General features: G+C 71.4%; 25 protein-coding genes and 1 pseudogene. 10 read left to right on the top strand and 16 right to left on the bottom strand.

All coding sequences use genetic code 11. From position 1 onward, the window contains the following. Window positions 1–332: 332 nt before the first annotated feature. Window positions 333–542 (bottom strand): annotated as a pseudogene (locus BIV25_RS46365) (helix-turn-helix domain-containing protein); the annotation flags it as partial. Window positions 543–598: 56 nt separating this feature from the next. Here BIV25_RS46365 and BIV25_RS03525 point away from each other — a divergent pair. After that, window positions 599–814: a hypothetical protein gene (locus BIV25_RS03525; protein WP_071370585.1), complete on the top strand. Its 216-nt coding sequence runs from the start codon at window positions 599–601 to the stop codon at window positions 812–814. Window positions 815–828: 14 nt separating this feature from the next. Here BIV25_RS03525 and BIV25_RS03520 read toward each other — a convergent pair whose 3' ends face one another. After that, window positions 829–1,233 carry a hypothetical protein gene (locus BIV25_RS03520; RefSeq protein WP_071370584.1) on the bottom strand — a complete coding sequence of 135 codons (405 nt, stop codon included), beginning with the start codon at window positions 1,231–1,233 and terminating at the stop codon, window positions 829–831. Continuing rightward, the gene (locus tag BIV25_RS03515; protein ID WP_071370583.1) at window positions 1,230–1,505 is read right to left on the bottom strand and encodes a hypothetical protein; all 276 of its coding nucleotides are present in this window, start codon (window positions 1,503–1,505) and stop codon (window positions 1,230–1,232) included. Before BIV25_RS03515 ends, BIV25_RS03520 begins: the two co-directional genes overlap by 4 nt. Before the next feature lie 100 nt (window positions 1,506–1,605). Between BIV25_RS03515 and recO the strand changes: the two genes are divergently transcribed. Together recO and BIV25_RS03505 are read left to right on the top strand one after the other, a co-directional pair. Then, the gene (gene recO / locus BIV25_RS03510; protein ID WP_071370650.1) at window positions 1,606–2,355 is read left to right on the top strand and encodes a DNA repair protein RecO; all 750 of its coding nucleotides are present in this window, start codon (window positions 1,606–1,608) and stop codon (window positions 2,353–2,355) included. A 24-nt stretch (window positions 2,356–2,379) separates the two neighbouring features. Continuing rightward, window positions 2,380–3,231, top strand: coding sequence for an isoprenyl transferase (locus BIV25_RS03505; RefSeq protein WP_071370582.1), 852 nt, complete (start codon window positions 2,380–2,382; stop codon window positions 3,229–3,231). 47 nt (window positions 3,232–3,278) lie between these two features. Here the strand turns inward: BIV25_RS03505 and BIV25_RS03500 are convergent, their stop codons facing one another. Genes BIV25_RS03500 through BIV25_RS03485 form a run of 4 tightly spaced genes read right to left on the bottom strand, consistent with a single transcriptional unit; the run spans window position 3,279 to window position 6,411 of the window. Continuing rightward, a complete protein-coding gene (locus tag BIV25_RS03500) occupies window positions 3,279–3,689 on the bottom strand; it encodes a Fur family transcriptional regulator (RefSeq protein ID WP_071370581.1) in 411 nt (136 codons plus the stop codon). Window positions 3,690–3,749: 60 nt separating this feature from the next. Beyond that, complete coding sequence (locus tag BIV25_RS03495) at window positions 3,750–4,664, bottom strand: metal ABC transporter permease (RefSeq protein ID WP_071370580.1); 915 nt, start codon at window positions 4,662–4,664, stop codon at window positions 3,750–3,752. Next, window positions 4,664–5,431, bottom strand: a complete 768-nt coding sequence (locus BIV25_RS03490; RefSeq protein WP_071370579.1) for a metal ABC transporter ATP-binding protein — start codon at window positions 5,429–5,431, stop codon at window positions 4,664–4,666. The genes BIV25_RS03495 and BIV25_RS03490 overlap by 1 nt, the downstream gene beginning before the upstream one ends. A gap of 20 nt (window positions 5,432–5,451) precedes the next feature. After that, window positions 5,452–6,411, bottom strand: a complete 960-nt coding sequence (locus BIV25_RS03485) for a metal ABC transporter substrate-binding protein (RefSeq protein WP_071370578.1) — start codon at window positions 6,409–6,411, stop codon at window positions 5,452–5,454. 175 nt (window positions 6,412–6,586) lie between these two features. Between BIV25_RS03485 and BIV25_RS03480 the strand changes: the two genes are divergently transcribed. Next, complete coding sequence (locus BIV25_RS03480; protein ID WP_071370577.1) at window positions 6,587–7,969, top strand: glycine--tRNA ligase; 1,383 nt, start codon at window positions 6,587–6,589, stop codon at window positions 7,967–7,969. A gap of 68 nt (window positions 7,970–8,037) precedes the next feature. On the opposite strand, the gene BIV25_RS03475 is transcribed toward BIV25_RS03480, so the two are convergent. Continuing rightward, window positions 8,038–9,081 carry a chitinase gene (locus BIV25_RS03475; protein ID WP_071370576.1) on the bottom strand — a complete coding sequence of 348 codons (1,044 nt, stop codon included), beginning with the start codon at window positions 9,079–9,081 and terminating at the stop codon, window positions 8,038–8,040. A 185-nt stretch (window positions 9,082–9,266) separates the two neighbouring features. Between BIV25_RS03475 and BIV25_RS03470 the strand changes: the two genes are divergently transcribed. Both BIV25_RS03470 and BIV25_RS03465 read left to right on the top strand, forming a co-directional pair. Then, on the top strand, window positions 9,267–10,277 hold the full coding sequence (locus BIV25_RS03470; RefSeq protein ID WP_071370649.1) for an aldo/keto reductase: 1,011 nt from the start codon (window positions 9,267–9,269) through the stop codon (window positions 10,275–10,277). Between the two features lie 40 nt (window positions 10,278–10,317). After that, window positions 10,318–10,914 (top strand): TetR family transcriptional regulator, encoded by a 597-nt coding sequence (locus tag BIV25_RS03465; RefSeq protein ID WP_071370575.1) that lies wholly within the window; start codon window positions 10,318–10,320, stop codon window positions 10,912–10,914. On the opposite strand, the gene BIV25_RS03460 is transcribed toward BIV25_RS03465, so the two are convergent. The 3 genes from BIV25_RS03460 to BIV25_RS03450 form a co-directional block, all read right to left on the bottom strand. Then, entirely contained in the window at window positions 10,895–11,347 is a 453-nt protein-coding gene (locus tag BIV25_RS03460; RefSeq protein ID WP_071370574.1) for a hypothetical protein, read from the bottom strand. The genes BIV25_RS03465 and BIV25_RS03460 overlap by 20 nt on opposite strands. A gap of 194 nt (window positions 11,348–11,541) precedes the next feature. Further along, the gene (locus BIV25_RS03455; RefSeq protein WP_071370573.1) at window positions 11,542–11,760 is read right to left on the bottom strand and encodes a hypothetical protein; all 219 of its coding nucleotides are present in this window, start codon (window positions 11,758–11,760) and stop codon (window positions 11,542–11,544) included. A 97-nt stretch (window positions 11,761–11,857) separates the two neighbouring features. Continuing rightward, on the bottom strand, window positions 11,858–13,288 hold the full coding sequence (locus BIV25_RS03450; protein WP_071370572.1) for an MFS transporter: 1,431 nt from the start codon (window positions 13,286–13,288) through the stop codon (window positions 11,858–11,860). 101 nt (window positions 13,289–13,389) lie between these two features. On the opposite strand from BIV25_RS03450, the gene BIV25_RS03445 reads away from it, so the two are divergent. Next, a complete protein-coding gene (locus tag BIV25_RS03445) occupies window positions 13,390–14,286 on the top strand; it encodes a helix-turn-helix transcriptional regulator (RefSeq protein WP_071370571.1) in 897 nt (298 codons plus the stop codon). A gap of 247 nt (window positions 14,287–14,533) precedes the next feature. Here the strand turns inward: BIV25_RS03445 and BIV25_RS03440 are convergent, their stop codons facing one another. Continuing rightward, window positions 14,534–15,976, bottom strand: coding sequence for an MFS transporter (locus BIV25_RS03440; protein WP_071370648.1), 1,443 nt, complete (start codon window positions 15,974–15,976; stop codon window positions 14,534–14,536). Between the two features lie 47 nt (window positions 15,977–16,023). Beyond that, window positions 16,024–17,520, bottom strand: a complete 1,497-nt coding sequence (locus BIV25_RS03435) for an MFS transporter (protein ID WP_079176406.1) — start codon at window positions 17,518–17,520, stop codon at window positions 16,024–16,026. Between the two features lie 55 nt (window positions 17,521–17,575). Between BIV25_RS03435 and BIV25_RS03430 the strand changes: the two genes are divergently transcribed. After that, entirely contained in the window at window positions 17,576–18,463 is an 888-nt protein-coding gene (locus tag BIV25_RS03430) for a helix-turn-helix transcriptional regulator (RefSeq protein WP_071370569.1), read from the top strand. A 71-nt stretch (window positions 18,464–18,534) separates the two neighbouring features. After that, window positions 18,535–19,668 carry a tRNA dihydrouridine synthase DusB gene (gene dusB / locus BIV25_RS03425; protein WP_071370568.1) on the top strand — a complete coding sequence of 378 codons (1,134 nt, stop codon included), beginning with the start codon at window positions 18,535–18,537 and terminating at the stop codon, window positions 19,666–19,668. A 13-nt stretch (window positions 19,669–19,681) separates the two neighbouring features. On the opposite strand, the gene BIV25_RS03420 is transcribed toward dusB, so the two are convergent. The 3 genes from BIV25_RS03420 to BIV25_RS03410 all read right to left on the bottom strand — a co-directional run bounded on the left by BIV25_RS03420 (window position 19,682) and on the right by BIV25_RS03410 (window position 25,038). Further along, on the bottom strand, window positions 19,682–21,505 hold the full coding sequence (locus tag BIV25_RS03420) for a sulfatase-like hydrolase/transferase (protein ID WP_371272981.1): 1,824 nt from the start codon (window positions 21,503–21,505) through the stop codon (window positions 19,682–19,684). 105 nt (window positions 21,506–21,610) lie between these two features. Continuing rightward, window positions 21,611–23,551: a glycogen debranching N-terminal domain-containing protein gene (locus tag BIV25_RS03415; RefSeq protein ID WP_071370567.1), complete on the bottom strand. Its 1,941-nt coding sequence runs from the start codon at window positions 23,549–23,551 to the stop codon at window positions 21,611–21,613. Beyond that, window positions 23,548–25,038, bottom strand: coding sequence for a hypothetical protein (locus BIV25_RS03410; RefSeq protein ID WP_071370566.1), 1,491 nt, complete (start codon window positions 25,036–25,038; stop codon window positions 23,548–23,550). The genes BIV25_RS03415 and BIV25_RS03410 overlap by 4 nt, the downstream gene beginning before the upstream one ends. 131 nt (window positions 25,039–25,169) lie before the next feature. On the opposite strand from BIV25_RS03410, the gene BIV25_RS03405 reads away from it, so the two are divergent. Continuing rightward, window positions 25,170–26,405, top strand: coding sequence for an ROK family protein (locus BIV25_RS03405; protein ID WP_177235141.1), 1,236 nt, complete (start codon window positions 25,170–25,172; stop codon window positions 26,403–26,405). Window positions 26,406–26,691: the final 286 nt, after the last annotated feature.

Here is a 26,691-nt window from a genome sequence, read left to right as displayed (position 1 = left end):
GAGGTGAGAGAGGAGGTACGACGTCCTACGTCCGGTTCGGTCAGCGTGACCATAAAAGGGGCTTTGGGGGCGGTCAAGGGGGCGCACGCGAATGGCGTAGCCAGCCAGTGGCTGGGCCGAAGTGAGGTCGGGTGAGCGCAGGGAAGCGGGAGGGAAGCGGGAGGGGAGTGGACCGGGCCGGTGCGTCTCTGGTGTCACACAGGTCCCAGCAGGCCCAGTAGTCGTCCAATGGGCACTCAGCGGGCGGCAATTGGTAGCCATGGGTCACCCGCTGCCTGCCCTACCGCCCGTCTGCGCAGCGAGAACCGTTCGGAGCCGCGCCCAAATCTGCCAATCACCTTCCGGCACAGCCGCTCGAAAAAGCCATCGGTTTGCAGGACGTCGTCGATCCGCTGGGGCACATCCAACTGCGGCTTGCGGATGGCCTGCTCGAACTGGCCGATGTAACCACCGGACACGAAAACCCGCATCCCCAACTCTGTCGGCGTGATACTCGCGTTCTCCCGCCGTCGTTTCAGCTCTGCTCCGAAGAACTCCCACGCCGGTGTTCCGTCGAAACCGCGCGTCGGCTCGCGGTGGCCCCGGGGGCGGTGGCGCCGTGAAGCCTCCCGTCGGCGGCCACGCCGTGGACACGACCACCGGACGGATCGGGATCGTCATGGGCCGTGAGGGGCCCTACGTCCGGCTCCGACCCTACGGCGGCGGCCGCGAGTGGGACTGCGCTCCGGACGCCGTACGCCCCGCCACCCGCACCGAGCGACTGCGCGCGGCCACGGCGTTCGAGAACGCGCGCGGCCGCGGCGAGGTGCTGTGACGCCGGTGGCGGCGTCAGTGCAGGGGAGCCATCTCGGCTTGTTTGCCGTCAGGCCCGAGCTGGTCGAGGAGGTGCTGGATGTCTCCCGGGTCCGAGGTGACGATCACGGCGCCGACGTCCGCTGCCAGCACCGCAACAGCCCCGTCGACCGGGTCCGACGTCTTGGCCTGGCCCAGCAGCTTGCCGACTTTCCTGGCCATGGTGTGGTCGAGGGCCGCCACGTCGCATCCGTTGAGCATGCGCGCTAACTGGGTCTGGCGGGCGCCGTCTCGCCACACCTGTGCCACGACCGGCGCGGGGACCACGGGGATGCCGCCGGCGATGAGGTAGGAGCGGTGGGCTCGCCAGAAGGCGGCGTGGTTCTTCTCGGCGGCGATCAGCGCTCCGGCGTCGTACACCGTGGGCCTGAGTACGCTCATGCGGCACCTCGCGACTGATCGGCCTGAACGGAGGACGTCGGGCGGGTGACGCGGTCCATGAAGTCGTCCACCCATGCCTGTTCTTCCGGTGTTGGTGGAGCGACGTGCTGCATGGCCTCCGCCGCCGCCGCAAGCCCTGCCTCGATCTTCGCCGCTCGTTCGGCCGCGCGGGACAGCCAGGCCGACACGCTCAGGCCCTCGCGCTCGGCGGCCGTCTTCGCGGCCTCAAGGGTCTCGCTGGGAATCGTGATGGTGACGCGTTCCAGGCTCATACTCAGAGTCTTACTGGCCGGAGCGGGTGCGGGCCAGGCATATCGGCTGTTTTCATCCAGATGAGCGGTTGCGTGTTGCCGGTACGCGAGAATGGACGCCATGAGCCTGTTCCGCGACGACGGCATCGTGCTGCGCACCCAGAAGCTGGGTGAGGCGGACCGGATCATCACGTTGCTCACGCGCGGTCACGGGCGGGTACGTGCCGTAGCCCGTGGGGTGCGGCGGACGAAGTCGAAGTTCGGGGCCCGGTTGGAGCCCTTCTCGCACGTGGACGTGCAGTTCTTCGCGCGCGGGAGCGAGCTGGTCGGGCGCGGGCTGCCGCTGTGCACGCAGAGTGAGACCATCGCGGCGTACGGCGGCGGGATCGTGACCGACTACGCCCGCTACACCGCCGGGACGGCCATGCTGGAGACGGCCGAGCGGTTCACCGATCACGAGGGGGAGCCGGCGGTGCAGCAGTATCTGCTGCTCGTCGGTGCGCTGCGGACGCTTGCGCGCGGGGAGCACGCGCCGCATCTCGTCCTCGACGCCTTTCTGCTGAGGTCCCTCGCCGTCAACGGGTACGCGCCCAGCTTCGGCGACTGCGCGAAGTGCGGGATGCCCGGGCCCAACCGGTTCTTCTCCGTGGCCTCCGGCGGCTCCGTCTGCGTCGACTGCCGGGTGCCCGGCAGCGTCGTACCCTCGCCACAGGCCCTGGTTCTCCTGGGGGCCCTGCTTACGGGAGACTGGGAGACGGCGGACACGTGCGAGGCGCGGTACGTCCGTGAGGGCAGTGGGCTGGTGTCGGCCTACCTGCACTGGCATCTGGAGCGCGGGCTGCGCTCATTGCGGTACGTGGAAAAAAGCTAGCGGTAGTAGGGAGACGAGAAGCACATGGTCGTACGCGGGATCCTGGGGCGTCAGCGTCGCGAGTACCAGGCGCCGGAGCCACACCCGTCGGGGGCCCGCGCGCCGAAGCTCCCCGGTGAGCTGGTGCCGAACCACGTGGCCATCGTCATGGACGGCAACGGGCGCTGGGCGAAGGAGCGCGGGCTGCCCCGGACGGAGGGCCACAAGGTCGGCGCCGAGCGGGTGCTCGACGTGCTGCAGGGCTCCATCGAGGTCGGTGTGCGCAACATCTCCCTGTACGCCTTCTCGACCGAGAACTGGAAGCGCTCGCCCGACGAGGTCCGCTTCCTGATGAACTTCAACCGTGACTTCATCCGCAAGACCCGGGACCAGCTCGACGCGCTCGGCATCCGGGTGCGCTGGGTGGGCCGGATGCCCAAGCTGTGGAAGTCGGTCGCCAAGGAGCTCCAGGTCGCCCAGGAGCAGACCAAGGACAACGACCTGCTGACGCTGTACTTCTGCATGAACTACGGCGGCCGTGCCGAACTCGCCGACGCCGCCAAGGCGTTGGCCGAGGACGTGAAGGCCGGGCGGCTCGACCCGGGCAAGGTCAACGAGAAGACCATCCAGAAGTACCTGTACTACCCCGACATGCCGGACGTGGACCTGTTCCTGCGCCCGAGCGGTGAGCAGCGCACCTCCAACTACCTGCTCTGGCAGAGCGCGTACGCCGAGATGGTCTTCCAGGACGTGCTGTGGCCGGACTTCGACCGGCGTGACCTGTGGCGGGCCTGCATGGAGTTCGCCTCCCGCGACCGGCGCTTCGGCGGAGCCGTCCCGAACGAGGAACTGCTCGCGATGGAGGCCGCGATGAAGGGCAACGACGCCACTTCGTAAGCCCGGCTTCGTAAGCCTGTCGGCGCCCCTTCAGGGGGCGCCCCGGCTCAACCCGCGGCGCAGTCCGCGCACGTTCCGAAGATCTCCACCGTGTGCGCCACGTTGACGTAACCGTGCTCCGCCGCGATCGCCTCGGCCCACTTCTCGACGGCCGGGCCCTCGACCTCGACGGCCTTGCCGCAGGCCCGGCACACGAGGTGGTGGTGGTGCTCGCCGGTCGAGCAGCGGCGGTAGACGGACTCGCCGTCGGAGGTGCGCAGGACGTCGACCTCGCCGGCGTCGGCGAGGGACTGGAGGGTGCGGTACACCGTGGTCAGCCCGACCGAGTCGCCCTTGTGCTTGAGCATGTCGTGCAGTTCCTGCGCGCTGCGGAACTCGTCCACCTCGTTCAGGGCCGCCGACACGGCTGCCCGCTGTCGGGTCGCGCGGCCCTTCACGGGCGGTCCAGCGGTCGTCACCGGTTGCCTCCTCCGTCTCGCCTGTGCCCGGGCCATTGTGCCAGCCCGGGCAGTCGGCAGTCAGACGCCGACCTCGTCCCCGGCCCCTCGCGTGGTCGGGATCGTGGCCGGAATCGAGCACTCCGCCGGGTCCCCGGCGGGCCCGGCCTGGGCCGCCGCGCGGGCGCGTCGCCGGGCCAGCGGGGTGGCCAGCGCGGTCAGCGCGACGAACGCGGCGATGGTCAGCAGAACGATCGTCGCACCGGGCGGGACGTCCTGGTAGTAGGAGGTGATCGTGCCGCTGACGGTCACGGCGATGCCGATCGCGACGGCGATCACGAACGTGGCGGTGAAGCTGCGGGTGAGCTGCTGGGCCGCCGCCACCGGCACGACCATCAGCGCGGACACCAGCAGCAGCCCGACCACACGCATCGCGACGGTCACCGTCACCGCCGCCGTCACCGCCGTCAGGAGGTTGAGCGCGCGCACCGGCAGGCCGGTGACCCGGGCGAACTCCTCGTCCTGGCTGACCGCGAACAGCTGGCGGCGCAGACCGAGGGTGACCAGCACCACGAACGCGGCCAGCAGGCAGATCGAGACGACGTCCGACTGCGACACCGTGGACAGCGAGCCGAACAGGTACGACGTCAGGTTCGCGTTGGAGCCGCCCGGCGCGAGGTTGATGAACATCACGCCGCCGGCCATGCCGCCGTAGAAGAGCATGGCGAGGGCGATGTCGCCGCGCGTCTTCCCGTACCAGCGGATCAGCTCCATCAGGACCGCGCCGAGGACCGAGACCGCCGTCGCCATCCACACGGGGGACGTCGACAGCAGGAAGCCCAGTCCCACACCCGTCATCGCCACATGGCCGATGCCGTCGCCCATCAGGGCCTGGCGGCGCTGGACCAGGTAGATGCCGACGGCGGGGGCGGTGATGCCGACCAGGACGGCGGCGAGCAGCGCCCGCTGCATGAAGGCGTAGTTCAGGAAGTCCATCAGCTCAGCAGTCCCGTCCGCAGAGGTTCGGCACCCGTCGCCGCGTGCGGGTGTACGTGGTCGTGGCCGGGCAGGGCGTGCTGGCCGACGGCGCGCGGCGGTGGGCCGTCGTGGAGCACGCAGCCGTCGCGCAGGACCACCGCGCGGTCGATCAGCGGCTCCAGCGGGCCGAGTTCGTGCAGCACGAGCAGGACCGTGGCGCCGGCAGCCACCTGTTCCCTCAGGGTGCGGGCGAGGATCTCCTGGCTGGCCAGGTCGACGCCCGCCATCGGCTCGTCCATGATCAGCAGCTCGGGTTCGGCGACGAGCGCGCGGGCGATCAGCACGCGCTGGTGCTGGCCGCCGGAGAGGGCGTTCACCGAGTCCTTGGCGCGGTCGGCCATCCCGACCGCCGTCAGGGCCCGCTGCACGGCCTCCCGGTCGGCCCGGCGGAAGACGCCGAAGCGGGTGCGGGAGAGCCGCCCGGAGGAGACGATCTCGGTCACCGTCGCGGGGACGCCGCCGGCGGCCGTCGTGCGCTGCGGTACGTAGCCCACGCGCGACCAGGCGCGGAAGGAGCGGCGCGGGGTGCCGAACAGCTCGATCGTGCCGCCGCTCACCGGCACCTGGCCGATGACCGTGCGGATCGCGGTGGACTTGCCGGAGCCGTTCGCGCCGAGCAGTGCGACGACCTCGCCGCGGCCGACGGTGAGGTCGATGCCGCGCAGCACGGGACGGGCGCCGAGTTCGGCGCTCACCCCGCGCAGGGCTATGACGGGCTCTCCCATGATCCTGCCTTCCCTGCCGGTCACTTGGCGCCCAGCGCCTGCTGGAGGGCCTTGAGGTTGGCCTCCTGGACGGAGAAGTAGTCCTTGCCGCGGGACTTGGCGGTGATGCCCTCGATGGGGTCCAGCACGTCGGTCCTCAGACCGGCGTCGCCCGCGATCGTCCTGGCGGTCTTGTCGCTGACGAGCGTCTCGTAGAAGACGGTGGAGACGCCGTCGGCCTTGGCCATGTTCTCCAGGTCCTTCACGCGCGCGGCGCTGGGCTCGGAGTCGGGGTCGAGGCCGGTGATGGCCTCCTCGGTCAGGCCGTAGCGCTCGGCGAGGTAGCCGAAGGCGGCGTGCGTGGTGATGAAGACCTTGGTCTTCGTGCCGGCCAGGCCGTCCTTGAACTGCCTGTCCAGGCCGTTCAGCTTCTTGACCAGCGTGGCGGTGTTCTTCTCGTAGTCGGCCGCGTGCTTCGGGTCGGCCTTCTCGAAGGCCTTGCCGACGCCCTGGGCGACCTGGGCGTAACGCACCGGGTCGAGCCAGATGTGCGGGTCGAGGCCGGCCAGCTCCTCGTTCTTGGCGGAGTCGTGGGAGGCCGCGTGGCCGCCGACCTCGTTGCCGTGCTTCTCCAGCGTGGTCAGGGCGGCCGCGTCGACCTTGGTCCGCACCGGGGACTGGGCCACCGCGTCGTCGACGGAGGGCTGGAGGTTCTTCAGGTACAGCACGGCGTCGGAGTCCTGGAGCAGCGCGATCTGCTTGGGGCTGATCTCCAGGTCGTGGGGTTCCTGGCCGGGGGAGGTGAGACTGGTGACGTGCACATGCTTGCCACCGATCTGCTCGGCCAGGAAGGCCATGGGATAGAAGGACGCGACGACGTCGAACCTGCCGGTGCCCGCCGCCTCCGCCTTGTCACAGGAGCAGGCGGAGAGGGTGCCGATACCGAGGGCGGTGACCGCGGTGAGCGCGGCGGTGGGTATGAGGCGTCGTCGTACGTTCATGACAGTCATTTTCAACAAACATGGAAACCGTTGTCAACAAGCCTGGTGAGCGGTACCGGGAGCGGTACCGATTTGATTGAGGGGGAGCCCCCGCCGGTACCCTGAATCATTCGCAAGCAAGCTGGATGCATCTCGCTCCATCGCCCGTCGTCGTAATCGTCATGAAGAGAGCACCGTGGCCGCCGACAAGATCGACACCATCGTCAGCCTGAGCAAGCGCCGTGGCTTCGTTTTCCCGTGCAGTGAGATCTACGGCGGACAGCGCGCCGCCTGGGACTACGGACCGCTGGGTGTCGAGCTCAAGGAGAACATCAAGCGCCAGTGGTGGCGCTACATGGTGACGTCGCGCGAGGACGTGGTCGGTATCGACTCGTCCGTCATCCTGGCCTCCGAGGTCTGGGTCGCGTCCGGCCACGTCGCCACGTTCACGGACCCGCTGACCGAGTGCACCGCGTGCCACAAGCGGTTCCGCGCCGACCACCTGGAAGAGGCGTACGAGGAGAAGAAGGGCCACGCCCCGGCGAACGGCCTCGCGGACATCAACTGCCCGAACTGCGGCAACAAGGGCCAGTTCACCGAGCCCAAGCAGTTCTCCGGCCTGCTGTCCACCCACCTCGGCCCGACCCAGGACTCCGGCTCCGTCGCGTACCTGCGCCCCGAGACCGCCCAGGGCATCTTCACCAACTTCGCCCAGGTGCAGACCACCTCGCGCCGCAAGCCCCCGTTCGGCATCGCCCAGATGGGCAAGTCCTTCCGCAACGAGATCACGCCCGGCAACTTCATCTTCCGCACCCGCGAGTTCGAGCAGATGGAGATGGAGTTCTTCGTCAAGCCGGGCGAGGACGAGAAGTGGCAGGAGTACTGGATGGAGCAGCGCTGGAACTGGTACACGGGCCTCGGCCTGCGTACCGAGAACATGCGCTGGTACGAGCACCCGAAGGAGAAGCTCTCCCACTACTCCAAGCGCACCGCCGACATCGAGTACCGCTTCCAGTTCGGCGGCAGCGAGTGGGGCGAGCTGGAGGGTGTCGCCAACCGCACTGACTACGACCTCGGCGCCCACTCCAAGGCCTCCGGCCAGGACCTGGCCTACTACGACCAGGAGGCCCAGGAGCGCTGGACCCCGTACGTCATCGAGCCCGCCGCCGGTGTCGGCCGCACCATGCTGGCCTTCCTGCTCGACGCCTACGTCGAGGACGAGGCGCCGAACGCCAAGGGCAAGATGGAGAAGCGCACGGTGCTGCGCCTGGACCACCGCCTCGCCCCGGTGAAGGTGGCCGTCCTCCCGCTCTCCCGCAACCCCGAGCTGTCCCCGAAGGCCAAGGGCCTCGCGCAGGCGCTGCGGCAGAACTGGAACATCGAGTTCGACGACGCCGGCGCCATCGGCCGCCGCTACCGCCGCCAGGACGAGATCGGCACGCCGTACTGCGTGACCGTCGACTTCGACACCCTTGAGGACAACGCCGTCACCGTGCGTGAGCGTGACTCGATGAAGCAGGAGCGCGTGTCGCTGGACCAGATCGAGGGGTACCTCGCCCAGCGTCTCATCGGCGCCTAGTCACCCAGCCGTGAAGCCGGGCGGGCCGATCATCTCGGCCCGCCCGGCTTTCGCATGTCCCGCCTGCCTCAACGCCCCTGCAGCGCCTTCACGTTGTCCCCGAACGTCCAGTTCTTCGAGCCGTCCCAGTTGATCGACCAGTCCATCAGGCCCTTGAGTGAGCCGCCGTAGTGCTGCCAGGCCTGGGAGACGAGCGACGGCGACATGTAGCCGCCGCCCGCGCCGGGCTGCGCGGGCAGGCCCGGGACCTGCTTGTCGTAGGGCACCTTGACGGTCGTGCCCTGCACCACCAGCCCCTTGTCCAGGCAGTCGGTCTGCGCCGTGAAGCCGGCGACCGTGCCGGCCTCGTAGGAGTCGCCGGAGCAGCCGTACATGCTGCCGTTGTAGTACTGCATGTTCAGCCACCACAGCCGGCCGTTGTCCGCGTACTTCTTGACGATCGGCAGGTACGCGCCCCAGATCGAGCCGTAGGTGACGCTGCCGCCGGTGACGTACGCCGTCTCCGGGGCCATCGTCAGGCCGAAGTCCGACGGCATCTGCGCGAGGATCCCGTCGATGATGCGGATCAGGTTGGCCTGGGACGTGGACAGTTGGCTGATGCTGCCGCTGCCCGTCAGGCCGGTCTCGATGTCGATGTCGATGCCGTCGAAGTTGTACTTCTTCAGGATCGGGACGATCGTCGAGACGAACGTGTCCGCCACGGCCGTCGAGTTGAGGTCGATGCCGGCCGCCGCGCCGCCGATCGAGAGCAGGACGGTCTGGCCGGACGCCTTGGCCGCGCACATCTCCGCCGGTGTCGCCACCTTCACACCCGTGTCCATGCCGTCCTCCCACAGCGCCGTGCCGTCGGACCGGATCACCGGGAAGGCCGCGTCGATCACGTTGTAACCGTGCGCGGGGATACGGGAGTCGGTGATCGGGGTCCAGCCGAACGGCGGGTGGACGCCGTTGGCGGAGCCGTCCCAGTTCTCCCAGTAGCCCTGGAGCACCTTGCCGGCCGGCCGGGACTTCACGGCGCAGGTGTCGGCGGCGGAGGCGGCGGGGGCGGTGGCGATGGAAAGGGGGACGAGGGCGGCGGCCGTGAGCGCGGCGGCGAGCAGACGTCTGAGCATGCGAGGCCTCCCGGTGGGGGTGGGATGCGGTGAGGTGTCGTAGGCATGACAGTTCGTTCTTTGACCTTGCTCGTGGTCCAGACCTCTCGTCAATAGGTCTGGACCATTCTTCCGACGGTTGACGAAGATGGAATGACAGATGACAGATGTTGAAATCTGTCATCCGTCATGACAGAGTGGACGGCATGACGATGCGAACCCGAAACCTCGGAACCACCGGCCCGACCGTCTCCGCCCTCGGCCTCGGCTGCATGGGCATGTCCGCGCTCTACGGCGAAGCCGACCGCGCGGAGTCCGTCGCGACCGTCCACGCCGCCCTGGACGCGGGCGTCACGCTGCTCGACACCGGCGACTTCTACGCCATGGGGCACAACGAGATGCTGGTCGGCGAGGCCCTGCGCACCGCCCCGGCCGCCCTGCGCGAGAAGGCCCTGACCAGCGTGAAGTTCGGCGCCCTGCGCGACCCGGAGGGCAACTGGAGCGGGTACGACGGCCGCCCGGCCGCCGTGAAGAACTTCGCGGCCTACTCCCTCCAGCGCCTCGGCGTCGACCACATCGACGTCTACCGGATCGCCCGCCTCGACCCGGACGTGCCGATCGAGGAGACCGTCGGTGCGATCGCGGAACTGATCGAGAAGGGCTACGTCCGGCACATCGGCCTCAGCGAGGTCGGCGCCGAGACCGTTCGCCGGGCCGCCGCCACCGCCCCGATCGCCGACCTCCAGATCGAGTACTCGCTGATCAGCCGGGGCATCGAGCGGGAGATCCTGCCGACCGTCCGCGAGCTGGGCATCGCGATCACCGCGTACGGCGTGCTGTCCCGCGGCCTGATCTCCGGCCACTTCACCCGCGACCGGCAGCTCGCCCCGACCGACTTCCGTGCCCACTCGCCCCGTTTCCAGGGCGAGAACCTCCAGCACAACCTGAACCTGGTCGAGGCGCTGCGCAAGATCGCCGAGCAGAAGGGCGCGACGGTCGCGCAGACCGCCATCGCCTGGGTCCTCTCGCGCGGGGACGACATCGTCCCGCTGGTCGGCGCCCGCACCCGCGAGCGGCTCACCGAGTCGCTCGGCGCGCTGGACGTCGCCCTGGACGCGGCCGACCTGGCGGCGATCGAGGAGGCCGTGCCGGCGGACGCGGCGGCCGGCGACCGCTACCCGTCCGCGCAGATGACGACGCTCGACAGCGAGCGCTGACCCGGCAGCCGGACCAGGCCGATGACGTACGGTCTATGACATGACACCGCCCACCGGGACCCTGACCGCCGAGCGCATCCTCGAAGCCACCGAGGAGGTGCTGCGCCGGCACGGCCCGGCCAAGGCCACCGTGGTCGACGTGGCCCGCGCGCTCGGCGTCAGCCACGGCAGTGTCTACCGCCACTTCCGCACCAAGGCGGCACTGCGCGAGGCGGTCACCAAGCGCTGGCTGGACCGCACGTCCCAGCGGCTGGCCGGCATCGTCTCCATGGACGGCACCCCCGAGGAGCGGCTGCGGGCCTGGCTCGCGGCGCTGTTCGACGCCAAGCGGCACAAGGCGGGTGACGATCCGGAGCTGTTCGCGACGTACACGGTGCTGACCGACGAGAACGTCGCGGCGGTCGCCGGGCACATCGACGAACTGACCGGGCAGTTGACCCGGATCATCGAGACAGGGGCCGAGGCGGGCACCTTCGCGGTACCCGACCCGGCCCCTGCGGCCCGCGCCGTCTTCCAGGCCACCGGCCGCTTCCACGACCCCTGTTACGCCCGGGACTGGACCAGCCCCGGAATCGACGAGGAGTTCACGGCGGTGGTGGACCTGTTGGTGAGGGGACTCAGCTCACCTTCACCGTGACGGTCGGGGAGACGACCTTGCCGGACTTGGTCACGCTCACGACCCGCAGGACGTGTGTGCCCTTGGGCAGTTTGGCGGTCAAGGCGTAGGAGTTGTTCTTCTTGACCACCGCGGTCGGGGTCAGCTTGGTCCACTTGCCGTTCGTCTCGTGCTGGAGCACCAGCGGAGAGCCGATCTTCAGGCCCGTGGTGCGTCCGGCGAGCTTCACCGATTTGCCGGCCTTCACCGAAGTCGGCTTGGCCGTCAGGGTGATCGAGGCCTTGACCATGCTGGGGCTGGTCGTGGGCTTCGGCTTTCCCGTCATGTGGGTGGTGGGTGAGGGGCTCGGCTTCTCGTTCGCGGCGAAGGCCGCGGCCGTACCGGCCGACAGCAGGGCGACGGAGAGGGTGCCGGCGGCGAGCGCTCGGGCGCAGCGGCTCCGGGTGAAGCTCATGTGGGTCTCCTGTTTTCGAGGGAGTTCCCCCCTGTCGCGAGCGAACCTCGCGGGGCCTGCTCGCCAGTCCAGGCTCGCCCGAGTGTGCCGGGGCGGCATGTCGAGCAGGCCCCGGCAGCCGTTGAAACGTCTATCGCTTTCCGTAAAAGCGCAGGTTGGACAACGTTTTCCCGCTCCTCTCCGTTACCCGTTTTTTACCCTTGGTGACTGTTCGCCGGGTCGACCGTCGCCTGGTGGGCCTCGGCCAGGTGCTCCTCCGCCTTCAGCCACGGCAGGAACTGCGCGCTTCTGCGCCAGCCGCAGGTGTCGCATCTGATCAGCCGCTGCACGCCCGTGCGCTCCACGCGCACGACGTGCTCCCGGCCGTGCCGGTCCCAGCGGCTGACCTTGCTCGTGCTGTTGTCCCGCGCCATCCCTGCCTCCGTCTCTGCGTGCCCGCTGGGAGTGTGCAGCAGAAGCAACATCAACAGGGGGTTGTTCACGGTCGGTTGGGCGAGTCGTGGCCGGGACTCAGCCGATCTCGCGCGGCAGCCGCAGGCTGAGCAGGCCCGTCAGCACGATCCCGGCCAACTGCACCAGCAACGCGACGACCAGCGCCTCCCGCATGCCCACGCGCGGTACGAGGGTGAGGAACAGCGTGCCCAGCGTGGCGACGCCGAGGGCGAGCGCGGACTGCTGGGTGGTGACCATCACGCCGCTGCCGACCCCGGCCCGGGCCGGCGGCACCTCGGACAGCACCAGCCGCATGACATTGGGGAGTTGGAGCGCCTGCCCGGCACCGGCGACGGCCGCGCCCGGCAGCATCGAGACGAGGCCGACGTGCGGCCAGTCCCGCCAGGCGGCCAGGACCAGCAGCAGGATGCCCACGCCCTGGACGACGGCACCGGCGGTGACCACGCGGGTGCCGTACCGGGCGATCAGCCGGGGGCCGGCGAGGGAGGTGAGCAGGAACGCCACGGCCATCGGCGCGAGCGCGAGCCCGGCCGGCACCGGGGAGAGACCGGCGCCCTGCTGCAGCGCCAGCGCGATCACGAACATGAAGCCGCTGAAGCCGATCGAGAACGGCACGATCAGCAGCAGACCGCGCCGCAGCGAGGCCAGCGCCAGCAGGCTCGGCGGCACCAGCGGGGTCCGCCCCGCCCGGTCGGCCCGCCGCTCCACCGCCCAGAACGCACCGGCAGTGAACGGGAACACGGCCAGCGACAGCCACGTCCACAGCGGCCAGCCCGCCGCGCGGCCCTCGGTCAGCGGCGCGAGCAGCGTCAGCAGGGACACCGCGAGCAGGACGGTGCCGGGGCCGTCGACGGGCTCGGGGTGCGCCGAGCGGGTCTCGGGCACGAACCGTACGGCGAGGAGCAGACCCGCCACGACCACGGGCACGTTGACGAGGAACACGGCCCGCCAGCCGGTCCCGGCGATGTCGGCGGCGACGAGCACCCCGCCGAGTATCTGCCCGGCCACCATGGCCAGTCCGGCCGTCGCGCCGTACAGGCTCATGGCCCGCGCCCGGTGCGCGCCGCGTGTGGTGGCCTGGATGGTGGCGAGCACCTGCGGCAGCATCGCGGCGGCCGCGGCGCCCTGCGCGCCCCGCGCCGCGACCAGGCTCCACGCGTTCGGCGCGAGCCCGCAGGCCAGCGAGGTCACCCCGAACGCGGCCATCCCGCCGAGGAACATCCGGCGCCGGCCGAACAGGTCCCCGAGCCGCCCGCCGAGCACGAGCAGCACGGCGTACGCGACCCCGTACCCGGCGACGACCAGCTCCAACACCGCCTCGCTCGCGGCGAGATCGGTGCGGATGGTCGGCAGCGCGACGTTGACGATGAAGAAGTCGATCAGCGGCAGTGCCGCGGCCAGCAGCACGGTGAACAGCCCGAGCCCGCCGAGTGCGGGCGGCGCGGCCGTCGGGCGGACGGCCCGGGTGGAGACGACGGTTTCGCTCATGCCTTCGACCCTGTGCCCTCGCTCAGACGGGTACCAGAGTGTGTTCATCCTGGTAGAAGAAATACCTGGCAACAGGATCGGCCCGGCGGCACCCTGGACGCATGACGACGATGGCACAGGACGGCGCGACGCGGTCCGCCCGGGGCGCGGAGATCCGGCGGCACGAGCTGGCCGCGTTCCTGCGCAACCGCCGTGAGCGCATCACCCCCGAGCAGGTGGGCCTGCCCCGCGGGGCCCGGCGCCGGACGCCCGGACTGCGCCGGGAGGAGGTCGCGCACCTCTCCGCGGTCGGCGTCACCTGGTACACGTGGCTCGAACAGGCCCGCAACATCCAGGTCTCCGTGCAGGTCCTGGACGCCCTGGCCCGCACCCTGATGCTGGACGCCAGCGAGCGCGCCCATCTGTTCCGGCTGGCCGGTGCCACCGATCCGACGCCCGCCGCGAGCTGCCCGAGCGTCACCCCGGCCCTGCGCGAGATGCTGCGCCGGCTGGAGCCGCTCCCGGCCTGCATCCAGAACAGCCGGTACGACATCCTCGCCTACAACCGCCCCTACGGCCGCCTCCTCGGCGACCTGGACGCGATCGCGCCCGAGGACCGCAACTGCATGATCCTCGTGTACACCAACAAGGAGTGGCAGGAGGCGGTCGTCCACCTGGAGGAGACCCAGCGGGTGATGGCCGCCCGGCTGCGTGCCTCCCTCGCCGGTCATCTGGGCGAACCGGCCTGGAAGATGCTCCTCAAGCGCCTGGAGTCGGCGTCCCCCGCGTTCTGCGAGCACTGGGAGCGTTACGAGGTGGTCGGCGCCCGCACGAAGACCAAGGAGTACCGCAACCCCTACGTCGGCCACCTCCGGCTGGTGCACACGGACCTGTGGCTGGGCCCCGAGGCGGGCGCCCGCATGGTGATGTACACGGCGAAGGACGAGGAGACCCGGGAGCGGCTGGAGAGGCTGTACGAGATGTCCTGCGAGCCGCTGCCGTCCGTCGGCGGTGCCTAGGCCCCGCCGAGACGTTCGGCCGGGGGGACTCCGGAGCACGTACCGGACGCCGGGAGGCCGCCCCTCGGGCGAGGACGGGAATGTGACGACGGACCTCTGAGCGGGTCCGGCGCAGTCCGGTGCGGTTCGGCGGCGCCCCGAAGGGGCGCGGGGCTCCATCGACATGCGGCTCCGCCGCGTGGGCGCGACCAGCCACGACGGACCCGCGGATGACCGACGGCACATTGCGGCACTTCCAGCGGAGCGCTCAGACGGTGCCCACCGGCTGGCGGATCTCCGGTGCCTGGAGGCTCTCCGCCGTGCGGGTCGCTGTCGCGCGGGCCCAGCGGCCGCTGGTGAGCAGGCCGAGCACCAGGACGGCGAGGCCGCACCCCGTGAGGATCCACCAGCCGGGGCGGGCCGCCGAGGTGAAGGCCTGGGGCTGCGAGGACGAGCCGATGCCGGAGGCCAGGACGGCGCCGATCACCGCGACGCCGAGGGTCTGGCCCAGTTGCCTGCTGGTGGAGGCGACGGCGGCGGCGACCCCGGCCTGGGCGCGCGGCATGCCCGACACGGCCGTGTTGGTGATCGGCGCGTTCACGAAGCCGAAGCCGATGCCGAACAGGGCGTAGCAGAACAGGCGGGTGGTGTTCGAGGTCTCCGCGTCGAAGGCCGCGAACAGGACGCCGCTCGCCGTCATCGCCGTACCGGCGATCAGGAGCGGGAGGCGGGGGCCGCGGCCGGCGACCAGGCGGCCGGACAGGGGCGCGCACAGGAAGGTGGGCACCGCCATCGGGAGCATCCACAGGCCCGCGTGCAGGGCGTCCAGGCCGCGGACGTTCTGCAGGTACAGCGTCGACAGGAACAGGAAGCCGCCGAGCGCCGCGAACGCGCTGATCGCGATCACGGTGGCCCCGCTGAACGGTGCCGAGCGGAAGAAGCGCAGGTCGATGAGGGGTTCGTCGCGGCGGGGTTCGTACCGGAGGAGGGCGAGGAGGGCCACGACGGCTACGGCCGCGAAGGGGGCGACGACGGACGCGGTGGAGTCCGGCGCCTCGATGATCGCGTACGTCAGCGAGCCGAACAGGGCGATGACCAGGAACTGGCCGACCGGGTCGGGACGGCGGGCCTTCGGGGCGCGGGACTCGGGGACGAAGCGGAGCGTGAGCAGGACGGCGACGAGGCCGACCGGGAGGTTGATCCAGAAGATCGCGCGCCAGCTCACCGACTGCACCAGCAGCCCGCCGACCAGCGGACCGGCCGCCATGGATATGCCGACCACCGCACCCCACACGCCGATCGCGCGGGCGCGCTCACGGGCGTCGGTGAAGGTGTTGGTGATGATCGACATGGCGACCGGGTTGAGCATGGAGCCGCCGACCGCCTGCACCATGCGGAACACGATCAGCAGGGAGAGGTTCGGCGCGAGCGAGCAGAGCACGGAGCCGACGGTGAACACCAGCAGGCCGGTCATGAAGACCTTCTTGCGGCCGATCCGGTCGGCCGTCGACCCCGCGAGCATCAGCAGCGAGGCCAGCACCAGGGTGTAGGCGTCGATCGTCCACTGGAGACCGGAGGTCGAGGCGTGCAGATCGCGCTGCATGGAGGGCAGCGCCACGTTCAGGACGGTGTTGTCGAGACTCACGATGAGCAGGCTCATGCAGCAGATCGCGAGCACGAGCAGACGACGGCGAGGGCTCAGCTCGGGCATGAGCTTCACTGTACGCTCATTTCAATAGTGCGTCTAACTAATGACTGCTACATGATCTTTGCCGAGGGCAGCCGCAGACCGAGCCACCCCAGCCCCAGCAGCCCCGCCGCCTGCACCGCCAGCACCACCGCCAGCGCCTCCCGCATCCCCAGCCCCGGCGCGAGGGACAGGAACAGCGAACCCAGCGTCGCGACCCCCACGGCCAGGCACGACTGCTGCAGCGTGGCCGCCAGTCCGCTGCCCGCGCCCGCCAGCCGCGCCGGGATCGCGGCCAGCAGAATCCGGTAGTAGAGCGGGAGCTGGAGGCCCTGCCCGATGCCGCACAGGGCCAGACCGGGGGAGAGCGCGAGCGGGCTCAGATGCGGCCAGGGGCCCAGCAGGGCGGTCGCCACCACCGTCGCCAGACCGGCGATGTGGACCACGGCCGCGAGCGTCACCGCCCGCCCGCCGAACCGCCGTACCGCACGCGGCGCCAGCATCGACGCCGCGAACTGCGCCACCCCCATCGGCGCCAACGTCAGCCCCGCCGTCAACGCCCCGTACCCCAGGCCCTGTTGGAGCGTCACCGCGCTCACGAACATCCAGCCCGCGAAGCCGGTGAACACCGGCACGCCGAGCAGCAGCCCCCGCCGCACCCCGGGGGAGGTGAGCAGCGACGGCGGCAGCAGGGGGCCGGCGCCGGCCCGCTCGGCCCGCCGCTCCACGCCGTAGAAGAGCGCCGCGCACACCGGCGCCGCGACCAGCAGCAGGACCGACCACAGCGGCCAGCCCGTCGCCCGGCCCTCGGTCAGCGGCAGCAGCAGTGCGGTCAGCGCCGCCGCCAGCAGCGCCGTACCGGCGAGATCCGTGCGCGCCGGGCGCTCCGCCCGGCTGTCCGGCACCGACCGCAGCGCGCACACCAGCGCCGCGACGGCCACCGGCACGTTCACCAGGAACACCGCGCGCCAGCCGGTGCCCGCCAGGTCGGCCGCCATCAGCACCCCGCCCAGCACCTGCCCGAGCACCACGGACACCCCGCCGACCGAGCCGTACAGCGCGACCGCGCGGGCCCGCCGCTCGCCGGACGTCGTCGCGTGCAGCGTCGCCAGCACCTGGGGCAGCAGCGCCGCCGACGCCGCTCCCTGCGCCGCCCGCGCCGCCACCAGCCACCAGGCGCCCGGCGCGAGCCCGCAGGCCAGCGAGGTCAGCCCGAAGCCGGCCACGCCCCACAGGAACATCCGCCGCCGGCCGAAGGCGTCCCCGAGCCGGCCGCCGAGGACGAGCAGCACCGCGTACGCCACCGCGTACCCGGCCACCACCATCTCCAGCGTGGCCGGCGGCGCGTGCAGATCGCGCTCGATCGTCGGCAGGGCGACATTGACGATGAAGAAGTCGATCATCGGCAGCGCGGTGCCGAGGAGCAGGGTGAACAGGCCCAGGGGCGTGAGCGCGCCGGGCGGCCGGGGCGGTCCGGCGGTCGTCGTGGGAGTCGTGCGAGGAGTCGTCTTCGTGGTCACGTCCCCGACTCTGCGCCCATGCCCAGCCGGGTACCAGGCGGTGCTCATCCAGGTACCGGCACCACCTGGCACCGGGGTGCGCGGGCGCGGCACCCTTGGTCCCATGACCATCGCAGCGCCGGAACACGACACCCACGACATCGGGGAGCAGCACGTGCGGCGCCGGGAGCTGGCCGCCTTCCTGCGCAGCCGCCGCGAGCGCGTCACCCCGGAACAGGTCGGCCTGCCGCGCGGCCCGCGCCGCCGCACCCCCGGCCTGCGCCGCGAGGAGGTCGCCCAGCTCTCCGCGGTCGGGGTGACCTGGTACACGTGGATCGAGCAGGCCCGCGCCGCCCATGTCTCCCCCCAGGTGCTGGACGCCGTCGCCCGCGCGCTGCTCATGGATCCCGCCGAGCGCGCCCACCTCTTCGCCCTCGCCCGGGCCGCCGACCCGCGCACCGAGGCCGAGTGCACGGTCGCCGCCCGGTCCGCGATCAAGGTCGTCGAACGGCTCGCGCCCTACCCGGCCACCCTCCAGAACGCCCGCTACGACATCCTCCACGCCAACCGCCCCTTCGCCCAGGTCTTCGGCGACCCCGCCGAGCTGTCCCCGGCCGACCGGAACTGCCTGTGGCTGCTGACCACCAGCGCGCGCTGGCAGCGGGACTTCCTCGACCGGGACGAGATGCTGCGCGACCTGATCGCGAAGTACCGGGCGGGCATGGCCGAGCACATGGCCGAGCCGGTGTGGAAGCAGCGGCTGGACCGGCTGCTGGCGGTCTCGGAGGAGTTCCGCGAGCTGTGGGAGCGGCACGAGGTCGCGCCGATGTCCCCGCACGTCAAGCGGTACCGGCACCCGGTGGTCGGGCTGATCCGGCTGGAGCACCGCAACATGTGGCTGGCCCCGCAATCGCCGGCCCAGCGGGTGGTCGCGTACGTCCCCGCCGACGAGGAGAGCGAGGAGCGGCTGGAGCGGCTGGCGGAGCTCGCGGGAGAGCAGGGGACCGGGTGAGGGACAATGGGTCCTTGCCCTGTGTTCCCCGCGCCGCTGTCCGCGGCGTAGACCTGTCCCGGAGCCGTCTGATGTCCCACCCGCTCGCCGTCGGCCCGCACACCGTGTCGCCGCCCGTCGTGCTCGCACCCATGGCGGGCATCACGAACGCGCCCTTCCGCAGCCTGTGCAGGGAGTTCAGCGGCGGCAAGGGGCTGTTCGTCAGCGAGATGATCACGACCCGGGCGCTGGTCGAGCGCAACGAGAAGACCATGCAGCTGATCAGGTTCGACGCGAGCGAGCAGCCGCGCTCGATCCAGCTGTACGGCGTCGACCCGGCGACCGTCGGCAAGGCCGTCCGCATGATCGCGGAGGAGGGCCTGGCCGACCACATCGACCTGAACTTCGGCTGCCCGGTCCCCAAGGTCACCAGGAAGGGCGGCGGCTCGGCGCTGCCGTACAAGCGGAACCTGCTGCGGGCGATCCTGCGGGAGGCCGTGAGCGGGGCCGGTGACCTGCCCGTCACGATGAAGATGCGCAAGGGCATCGACGACGACCACATCACCTTCCTCGACGCCGGCCGCATCGCCGTGGAGGAGGGCGTGACCGCCATCGCGCTGCACGGCCGCACCGCCGCCCAGCACTACGGCGGCACCGCGGACTGGGAGGCCGTCGCCCGGCTCAAGGAGCACGTGCCGGAGATCCCCGTGCTCGGCAACGGCGACATCTGGTCGGCCGAGGACGCGCTGCGGATGGTGCGGGAGACCGGCTGCGACGGTGTCGTGGTCGGGCGGGGCTGCCTGGGACGGCCGTGGCTGTTCGCGGACCTGGTGGCCGCCTTCGAGGGGCGCCTCGATGATCTGGCCCGCCCGGTGCTCCGGGAGGTGGCCGACGTCATGGTCCGGCACGCGACGCTGCTGGGCGAGTGGCTCGGCGACGAGTCCAAGGGCGTGGTCGACTTCCGCAAGCACGTCGCCTGGTACCTGAAGGGCTTCGCGGTCGGCTCGGAGATGCGGGGGCGGCTCGCGATCACCTCGTCCCTCGCCGAACTCCGCGCCGGACTGGACGAGTTGGACCTCGACCAGCCCTGGCCGACCGGCGCGGACGGGCCCCGCGGCCGCACGTCCGGCAACAACCGCGTGGTGCTGCCGGACGGCTGGCTGAAGGACCCGTACGACTACGCGGGGATCAGCGAGGACGCGGAACTCGACACCTCCGGCGGCTGAGCCCGCGCTCGCCTCAGTTCTTCTTCGGGTGTGGTGTCGAGCCGAACGCCGTCAGGAACCGGTCGCGGAAGGCGCTCATCTTCCAGACGGGGGCGTTGTGCGCGGGGCGCAGGCCGTCGGTCCAGTTCCAGCTCGCGACCTTGTCGAGGAGCTTCGGGTCCTTGGCGACGATCGAGACCGGCACGTCACGGCTGGCGTGGTTGCCGCTGGCGTGGGCGTTCGGCTGGTGGTCGCCGAGGAAGACCAGCACGGTGTCCTTCGTGCCGTACCGCTCCAGCCACTCGGTCAGCGCGGTCACCGAGTACTGGATGGACTTGCCGTACTCCTGCTTGGAGTGCGTGTCGTCGGTGAGGGTGTACGACGAGGGGTGACCGGCCTTCTCGATGGAGTCGAAGACCGAGCCGTTGCCCAGCTGGTCCCAGGGGACCATCTTCGGGATCGGCGCCCAGGGCTGGTGGCTGGAGGTCAGGATGAGGAACGACATCCGTGACTTGCCGTCGGCCGGCTTCCTGCTGTGCACCCGGTCCTGGAACTGCTGGAGCGTGTACTGGTCCGGCATCGTCGACCAGCTGAACTTCGGCCCCTGGTAGCCGAGCTGGAAGGCGTTGTAGACCTTGTCCAGCCCGTACCACTTCTGCTCCGGCCAGCCCTTCTGGACGCCCGGCATGACGCCGACCGTGTCGAAGCCGCCGGTCTTCTTGAACGCGTCGGTCAGGCTCAGGTGGTCGCTCGCCATGACCGTGCGGTAGCGCTGCTGGTTGCTGATCCACAGGCCCGACATGGTCGTGGAGTGGCCGAGCCAGCTGCTGCCGCCGTACGTCGCCGACGTCAGCCAGCCGCTCTTGGCGTGGAAGCCCGCCTTGGCCAGCGCCTTGGTGCGGGCGTCGAGGGTCGCGTCGACGCCGGGCGCCATGATCGGGTCCTCGACGGCGCTGCGGCCGTAGCTCTCGATGAACGTGAAGATCATGTCCTTGCCGCGCAGATCCGGGACCAGCTGACTGCCCGGGGTGTTCCCGAAGGCGTCGACCTTCGCCACCTTGCGGAACGCCGCCTCGTCCTTGATCGCGTTCGAGATCCGGTGGGCCTGGTCCTTCAGCGCGTTGGCGGTGGTGTCGGTGGCGAGCGGCATACCGAACATCTGCAGGCCGAGCGAGGAACTGGTGATCCAGACGACTCCGGCGATCAGCGTGCCCCGGGTCGCGAGGACGGGGTGACGGGCGAGCAGATTGCTCAGCCGCACCATGGACAGCGCCAGCAGCACGAAGATCAGCAGCACCAGGAGGATCACGGCGATCACGGCGGCCACCGTGGCCGTGTGCCCGATGGAGTCCACCAGGTACGACTCCGCGTCACCGAACAGGCTCCAGTCGAGCACGGCGTTGAAGCCCCGGCCGAGGTACTGGTTGAACCCCATGTCCAGCACGTTCAGCACGGTCATCGCGGCCAGCGCCACCCCGGACACGACGGCCAGCGCCACCCGCGGCCGGCGCGGCAGCGCGATCATCACCGCCGCCCCGATCACGGCTTCCGCCGGTATCCGCACGAACGTCGACGTGTGCACCCGGTCGACGGAGTTGGGCATCCCCAGCGCGACGACGACGAGCGCCGCGGCCAGCAGGGTGACCGTGACGGACAGCGCCTGCGCGGCGCCCGGATGCGCCGCCCGCCATCGCCGTGCCCGCGCCCGCACGGCGAACCGGGGCCGGGGAAGGGACCTGAGGGTGAGCGTGAAGGGGCGTTTGGGGGAGTCCGCGGGAGTTCCGTCGGGGATGCTGTCCGGCGCCTCGGTCTCCCCGTCCGTACCGGTTTCCTGGCGCGTGCTCGTGTCCTGAGACAACCCGAAGGTCCTTCCGTGCGAGACCTGTACCGCAGTCTCGTACGGCCCCCCGCGGACCCCTGTTCAGACCACTGTGCAAACACCGGGCAAATCCAGTACCCCGGGCTATACCCCGCCCACCGCCGTGAGCAGCGCGAGCGGTGCCGCGGCCGACCGTGACTCCCGCACGCACGCGTGCGGATACGGCACCGGCTCCGGATGCGTGTCCCGCCCGTACCCGGCCAGGACCTCCGGCAGCCGGTGTCCGGCGGTGCTCGCCGCGTCGACCAGCGCGTGCGCCACGGTCCGCGCCTCGTCGTGCAGCCCGTACCGCGCCAGCCCCAGCGTGATCAGCGCGTTGTCGTGCGGCCACACGGAACCCCGGTGGTACGACAGCGGGTGGTACGCGGCCTGCCCGGCGGCCACCGTGCGCACGCCCCACCCGGAGAAGAAGTCCGGCTCCAGCAGCCGCCGGCCGACCGCCTCGCCGTACTCCTTGTCGAGCAGCCCCGACCACAGCAGATGCCCGGCGTCGGAGGCCAGCGCGTCGATACGGTGGCCGCGCCCGTCGAGCGCGAGGGCCGGGAAGGAGTGCTCCGGCATCCAGAAGTCCCGCTGGAAACGGTCCCGCAGATCGGCCGCCGCCTGCTCCAGCAGCGCCGCGTACGTCTCGTCGGCCCACACCGTCCGCGCCACCCAGGCCGTGCGGCGCAGCGCGTCGTACGCGTACCCCTGCGCGCCCGCCGCCATCACCGCGCCGGTGGGCCGGGTGCCGTCGGCGCAGCAGATCGCGCCGGGGGAGTCCTTCCAGTTCTGGTTGGCGAGGCCGCCCTCGTCGGCGCGGTAGACGAGATAGCCGCGCGAGGTCAGCCCGCCGTGGTCCAGCATCCAGCCGACGGCGGCGCGGGCATGCCGCTCCAGGCCGCGGGCCAGCTCCGTGTCCCCGGTCTGCTCGACGTACGCGCCGAGCAGGACCAGGAACAGCGGGGTCGCGTCGACGGAGCCGTAGTACCGCCCGAACGGCACCTGCCCGAAGTGCGCCAGCTCGCCGTGCCGCACCTCGTGCACGATCTTGCCGGGCTGGGCGACGCGCGAGGGGGCGGCGGAGCCGGTCGCCTGGGCCGCGGCGAGGGCGAGCAGCGTGGCGGCGGCCGGCCGGGGCCGGTACGGCAGCGCGAACAGGGAGGTGAGCAAGGCGTCCCGGCCGATCAGCGTGAGGTACCAGGGGGCGCCGGCGGCCGGGACGCGCAGCTCCTCGCCGTCCGGTCCGCCGGCCGGCACCTGGAGCGCGGCCAGGTCGGCGAGGCCGCGCGCGCACGCCTCCGCCAGCTCCGGCCAGCCGGTCGGGAAGGCCACGCCCTCCATGAACTCCGTTTCGTGCGCCTGCCGTTGTCCGTGCACGGCGGCGGGGTCGCGCGGCACCCGGACGGCCCGCTTCTCGCCGTGCGGACGGGCGATCACGCGCAGCAGCAGCTCGCTCGTGCCGTGCGCCGGCAGCTCCAGGGTCCACACCAGACGGCGGGCGCCGGTGCCGGTCTCCTCCACGGCGTCGGGGGCCGGGTCGGCCGTGATCGCCGTACGGGACCTCCATTCGGCGCGCCGGTACGTGAACTCGATCCCGTCGCCCGTCACTTCACGGGAGCGTACGGCGCCGGGCTTGACGTAGGTGCGGTGGTCGGAGCGGAGTTCGAACTGGTCGGCGAAGTCGGCGTCGGCGGTGAGGGCGAGCCGGACCGTGGTGGGCACCGGGCGGTTGCTGGTGACCCGCAGCGACTCCACGAACGAGCTGTCGCCGACGGCCTGGTGACGGAAGACGGTGTGCGCCGGGGGTTCCTGGCGGCCGCCGCGCGGGACCAGGACGCAGCGGGCCGCGTCCCCCTCGGTGACCGGGGTGAGCACCTCGGGCACGGCGCCGTCGACGGTGAGCTGCCAGCGGCTGAGGTGCCGCGCGTCCCGTACGAACAGTCCGTCCGGGGCACCGCTGCCCCGTACTCCGCTGATGTCGCCCCGGTCGCCCACAGCGGCGAACGTCGCCCCGTGCACGAGCAGATGATGCCGGTCCGTCATCGCCGGTCTCCTCCTTCGTCACTCGTGTCGAACGTGCCGGTGGCCGCGCTGGACACGCCCTCGCGGGCGCCCTTGACAAGCTCTTGGTACGGCTGTGGGCGGCGCTGACCGCGCAGGTCGTGGCAGAGGTCGAGGGCGAGCGCGGCGGTCCACCCGAAGCCGGTCGCGCCGCAGGCCTCGCCGGTGTACGGATCGACGTACTCCGCGAAGCCGGTGGCGTCGGCGAGGTGCAGCACGGCCGCCCGCAGGGTGTCGGCCGGCTGTGGCTCCCCGTGCGTGCGCAGGCCCCGCTCCAGCAGCCAGGCGGTGTTGAACCAGGCGGGCCCGCGCCAGTACCGGTGCGGGTCGAAGGCCTCGCCGAGCAGGTCGTAGCTCGGCACGAGCCGGGTGCGGTCGCCGGGCCCGGCCCCGAATCCGAAGTGCGGGCCGCGCAGGGTCCGGACGAGCGTGGCGGCGATCTCGTGCGGCAGGCCGGGGAGCAGGAGCGGGATCAGCCCGGAGACACTCCGCTCGCGGACGAGCTCCTGCCCGCCCGTGAGGTCCCGGCACAGGAACATGCCGGCCGCCGGGTCCCACAGCCGCTCCACCAGCGCCGCCGTCAGTCGCTGCGCACGCGCGCGGCGGGCGGTGCCGGTCGCGCCCAGCTCCTCGGCGATCCGGGCGAGTGCGTACTCGGAGGCGATGAGCAGGGCGTTGAACGCCGGGTCCTCGACGGCGAACTCGCCCTCGCCGTCGGCGTACCGGCCGTCCCGGTAGTCCGCGGCCAGCCGCACGTACCGCCCGTAGTCCAGATCCGTCGGACGGTCCTCGGCCGCCCCGTGTTCGAGGTCGGCCCGGCGGAAGGAGCGGGCCGGGGCCGGGGTGATCCGGGCCAGCGGGGCGTCCCAGCAGGGGCTGTTGTCCATGCCCTGCTCCCAGGGGTGGACCACCGACACGAGCCCTCCGCCGCCCCGGTCCCGCCGGTGCGTCAGATAGCGGTGCCAGGCGGCCAGGCGCGGGTACACCCGGACCAGGAAGCCGCGGGAGCGCGAGAGCACCGGGTCGGCGCGGTGCACCAGCCAGGCCGCGAGCGCGTGCACCGGTGGCTGCACGATCCCGGAGGTCTGTACGGTGCGCGGGGCGCCCGCGGTGCGCCCGGCGGTGGCCGAGCGCCAGAAGTCGGGGCTCGGGAAATAGGCGTCGAGCGGGACGGAGGGGTTGAAGACGATGTGCGGTACGCGTCCGTCGCCCCACTGGGCGGCCAGCAGCGTCTCCAGCTCGGTCTGGGCCCGCAGCGGCGAGACGTGCCGGAGGCCGATGGCGATGAACGCCGAGTCCCAGGACCACTGGTGCGGATACAGGCTCCGGGAGGGGACCGTCGCGTTGCCGGTCCAGTTCGCCGCGAGCACCCGGGCCGCCCTGACGTGCAGACCGTCGCCGCGGGCCGGGGGATCGTATGCGATCGCATGCTCCGTGGCGCGGGTGGTGAGCTGGGCAGTGCGATCCACTCGGGGCTCCCCGAAGACGAAGACGCCCGGCCGGGCCGACCGGGTTCGGTTGTGGCTACCGTAGGGTTACGTCTACTTAACACGCAAAACCCACTATGTAATGCAGAGTTGAAGAACACAAGGGGGTGCGCATGACCGGACGTCCGGGAAAAGCCGTCAGGACGGGCGGCGGCCAGGCCGGCGCCGGCGACCTGCTCGAACTGGTGCGCAGCGGCCGGGCGGTGACGCGGGGTGCGCTCCAGCAGGTCACCGGGCTGTCCCGGGCCACGGTCGGCCAGCGTCTGGACCGGTTGTTTCGGGCGGGCTGGCTGCGCGAGGGAGCGGGCGGCCCGGTCGGCTCGCCGCTCGGCGGGCGCCCTTCCATCACGCTGGAGTTCGACGGCTCCCACGCCGTCGTCCTCGCCGCCGACCTCGACACCCGGCACGCCCGCGCGGCCGTGCTGTCCCTGACCGGCGAACCGCTCGCCGAGCACGCGGGCACGCTGGTGGTGGAGGACGGGCCGGAGGCCGTGCTCGGTGAACTCGGCCGCTGGTTCGGCGCGTTGCTGGAGAAGACGGGCCACGCGGCGACGGAGGTGGCCGGCATCGGGCTGGCGGTGCCCGGTCCGGTGGACAGCGAGACCGGCCGGGTGGTGCAGCCGCCGATGATGCCGGGCTGGGACGGCTACGACATACGGGGCCGCCTCTCGCGCGCCTTCACGGAGCACACCGGCCACGCCGGCGCCACGGCCCCCGTCCCGGTCCTGGTCGACAACGACGCCAACCTCATGGCGTACGGCGAGCAGCGCGCCGGACACCCCGACTGCGGAGCGTTCGTCCTGGTCAAGGTGTCCACCGGGATCGGCGCCGGGGTCGTGGTCGACGGCTCGATCTACCGGGGCACCGACGGCGGCGCCGGGGACATCGGGCACATCCGGGTCGGCGCGGACGCGCTGTGCCGGTGCGGCTCCCACGGCTGTCTCGCCGCCGTCGCGAGCGGGGGCGCCGTGGCGCGGCGGCTGGCGGAGTCCGGTGTGCCGGCCGCGTCCGGCTCGGACGTACGGGACCTGCTGGCCGCCGGGCACCCGGAGGCGGCGGCGCTGGCCCGGGAGGCCGGGCGCCGGGTCGGTGACGTGCTGGCGACGGTGGTGACCCTGCTGAACCCCGGGGTGCTGATGATCGCGGGCGACCTCGCGGGCACCCCCTTCCTCACCGGCGTGCGCGAACTGCTCTACCAGCGGGCCCTGCCCCGCTCCACCGCCCACCTGGACGTCGTCACCTCGGCACTCGGCGACCGGGCCGCGCTCATCGGAGCGGGGGCGCTGGTCGTGGAACATCTCTACGCGCCGGAGCGGGTGGAGGCGCGGCTGCTGGCGCTGGGGGTGTGACGCCGCTGCCGGCGGGTGCGTGACGAGGGGTTTCGAGGGGTTTCCGGGCGCGTTTCGCGTCTCGGACGAGGGTCCGCATGGTGAAATCCCGGCCGGTGTGGCAGCGTGATTCTCGCCACCCTTGATAAGGGTTGCGCTCAGATGAGCGAATCATGGGCGACTGCACTTCTCCAAGGGGTGGCACTCGGTGCCACCCCTTGATCGTTCATCGATCGAAATCAGACGTGCGGTATCCCTGCTCATCTGAGCGGAATACCCGGCGTCGAGGGGTGCTTGCGTTCAAGAA

Origin of the sequence: Streptomyces sp. MUSC 14 (genome assembly GCF_001866675.1) — a bacterium.
Taxonomy (GTDB): Bacteria; Actinomycetota; Actinomycetes; order Streptomycetales; family Streptomycetaceae; genus Streptomyces.
Note: the sequence above shows the minus strand (reverse complement) of the source record. Positions and strands in the feature narration are given on the sequence as shown.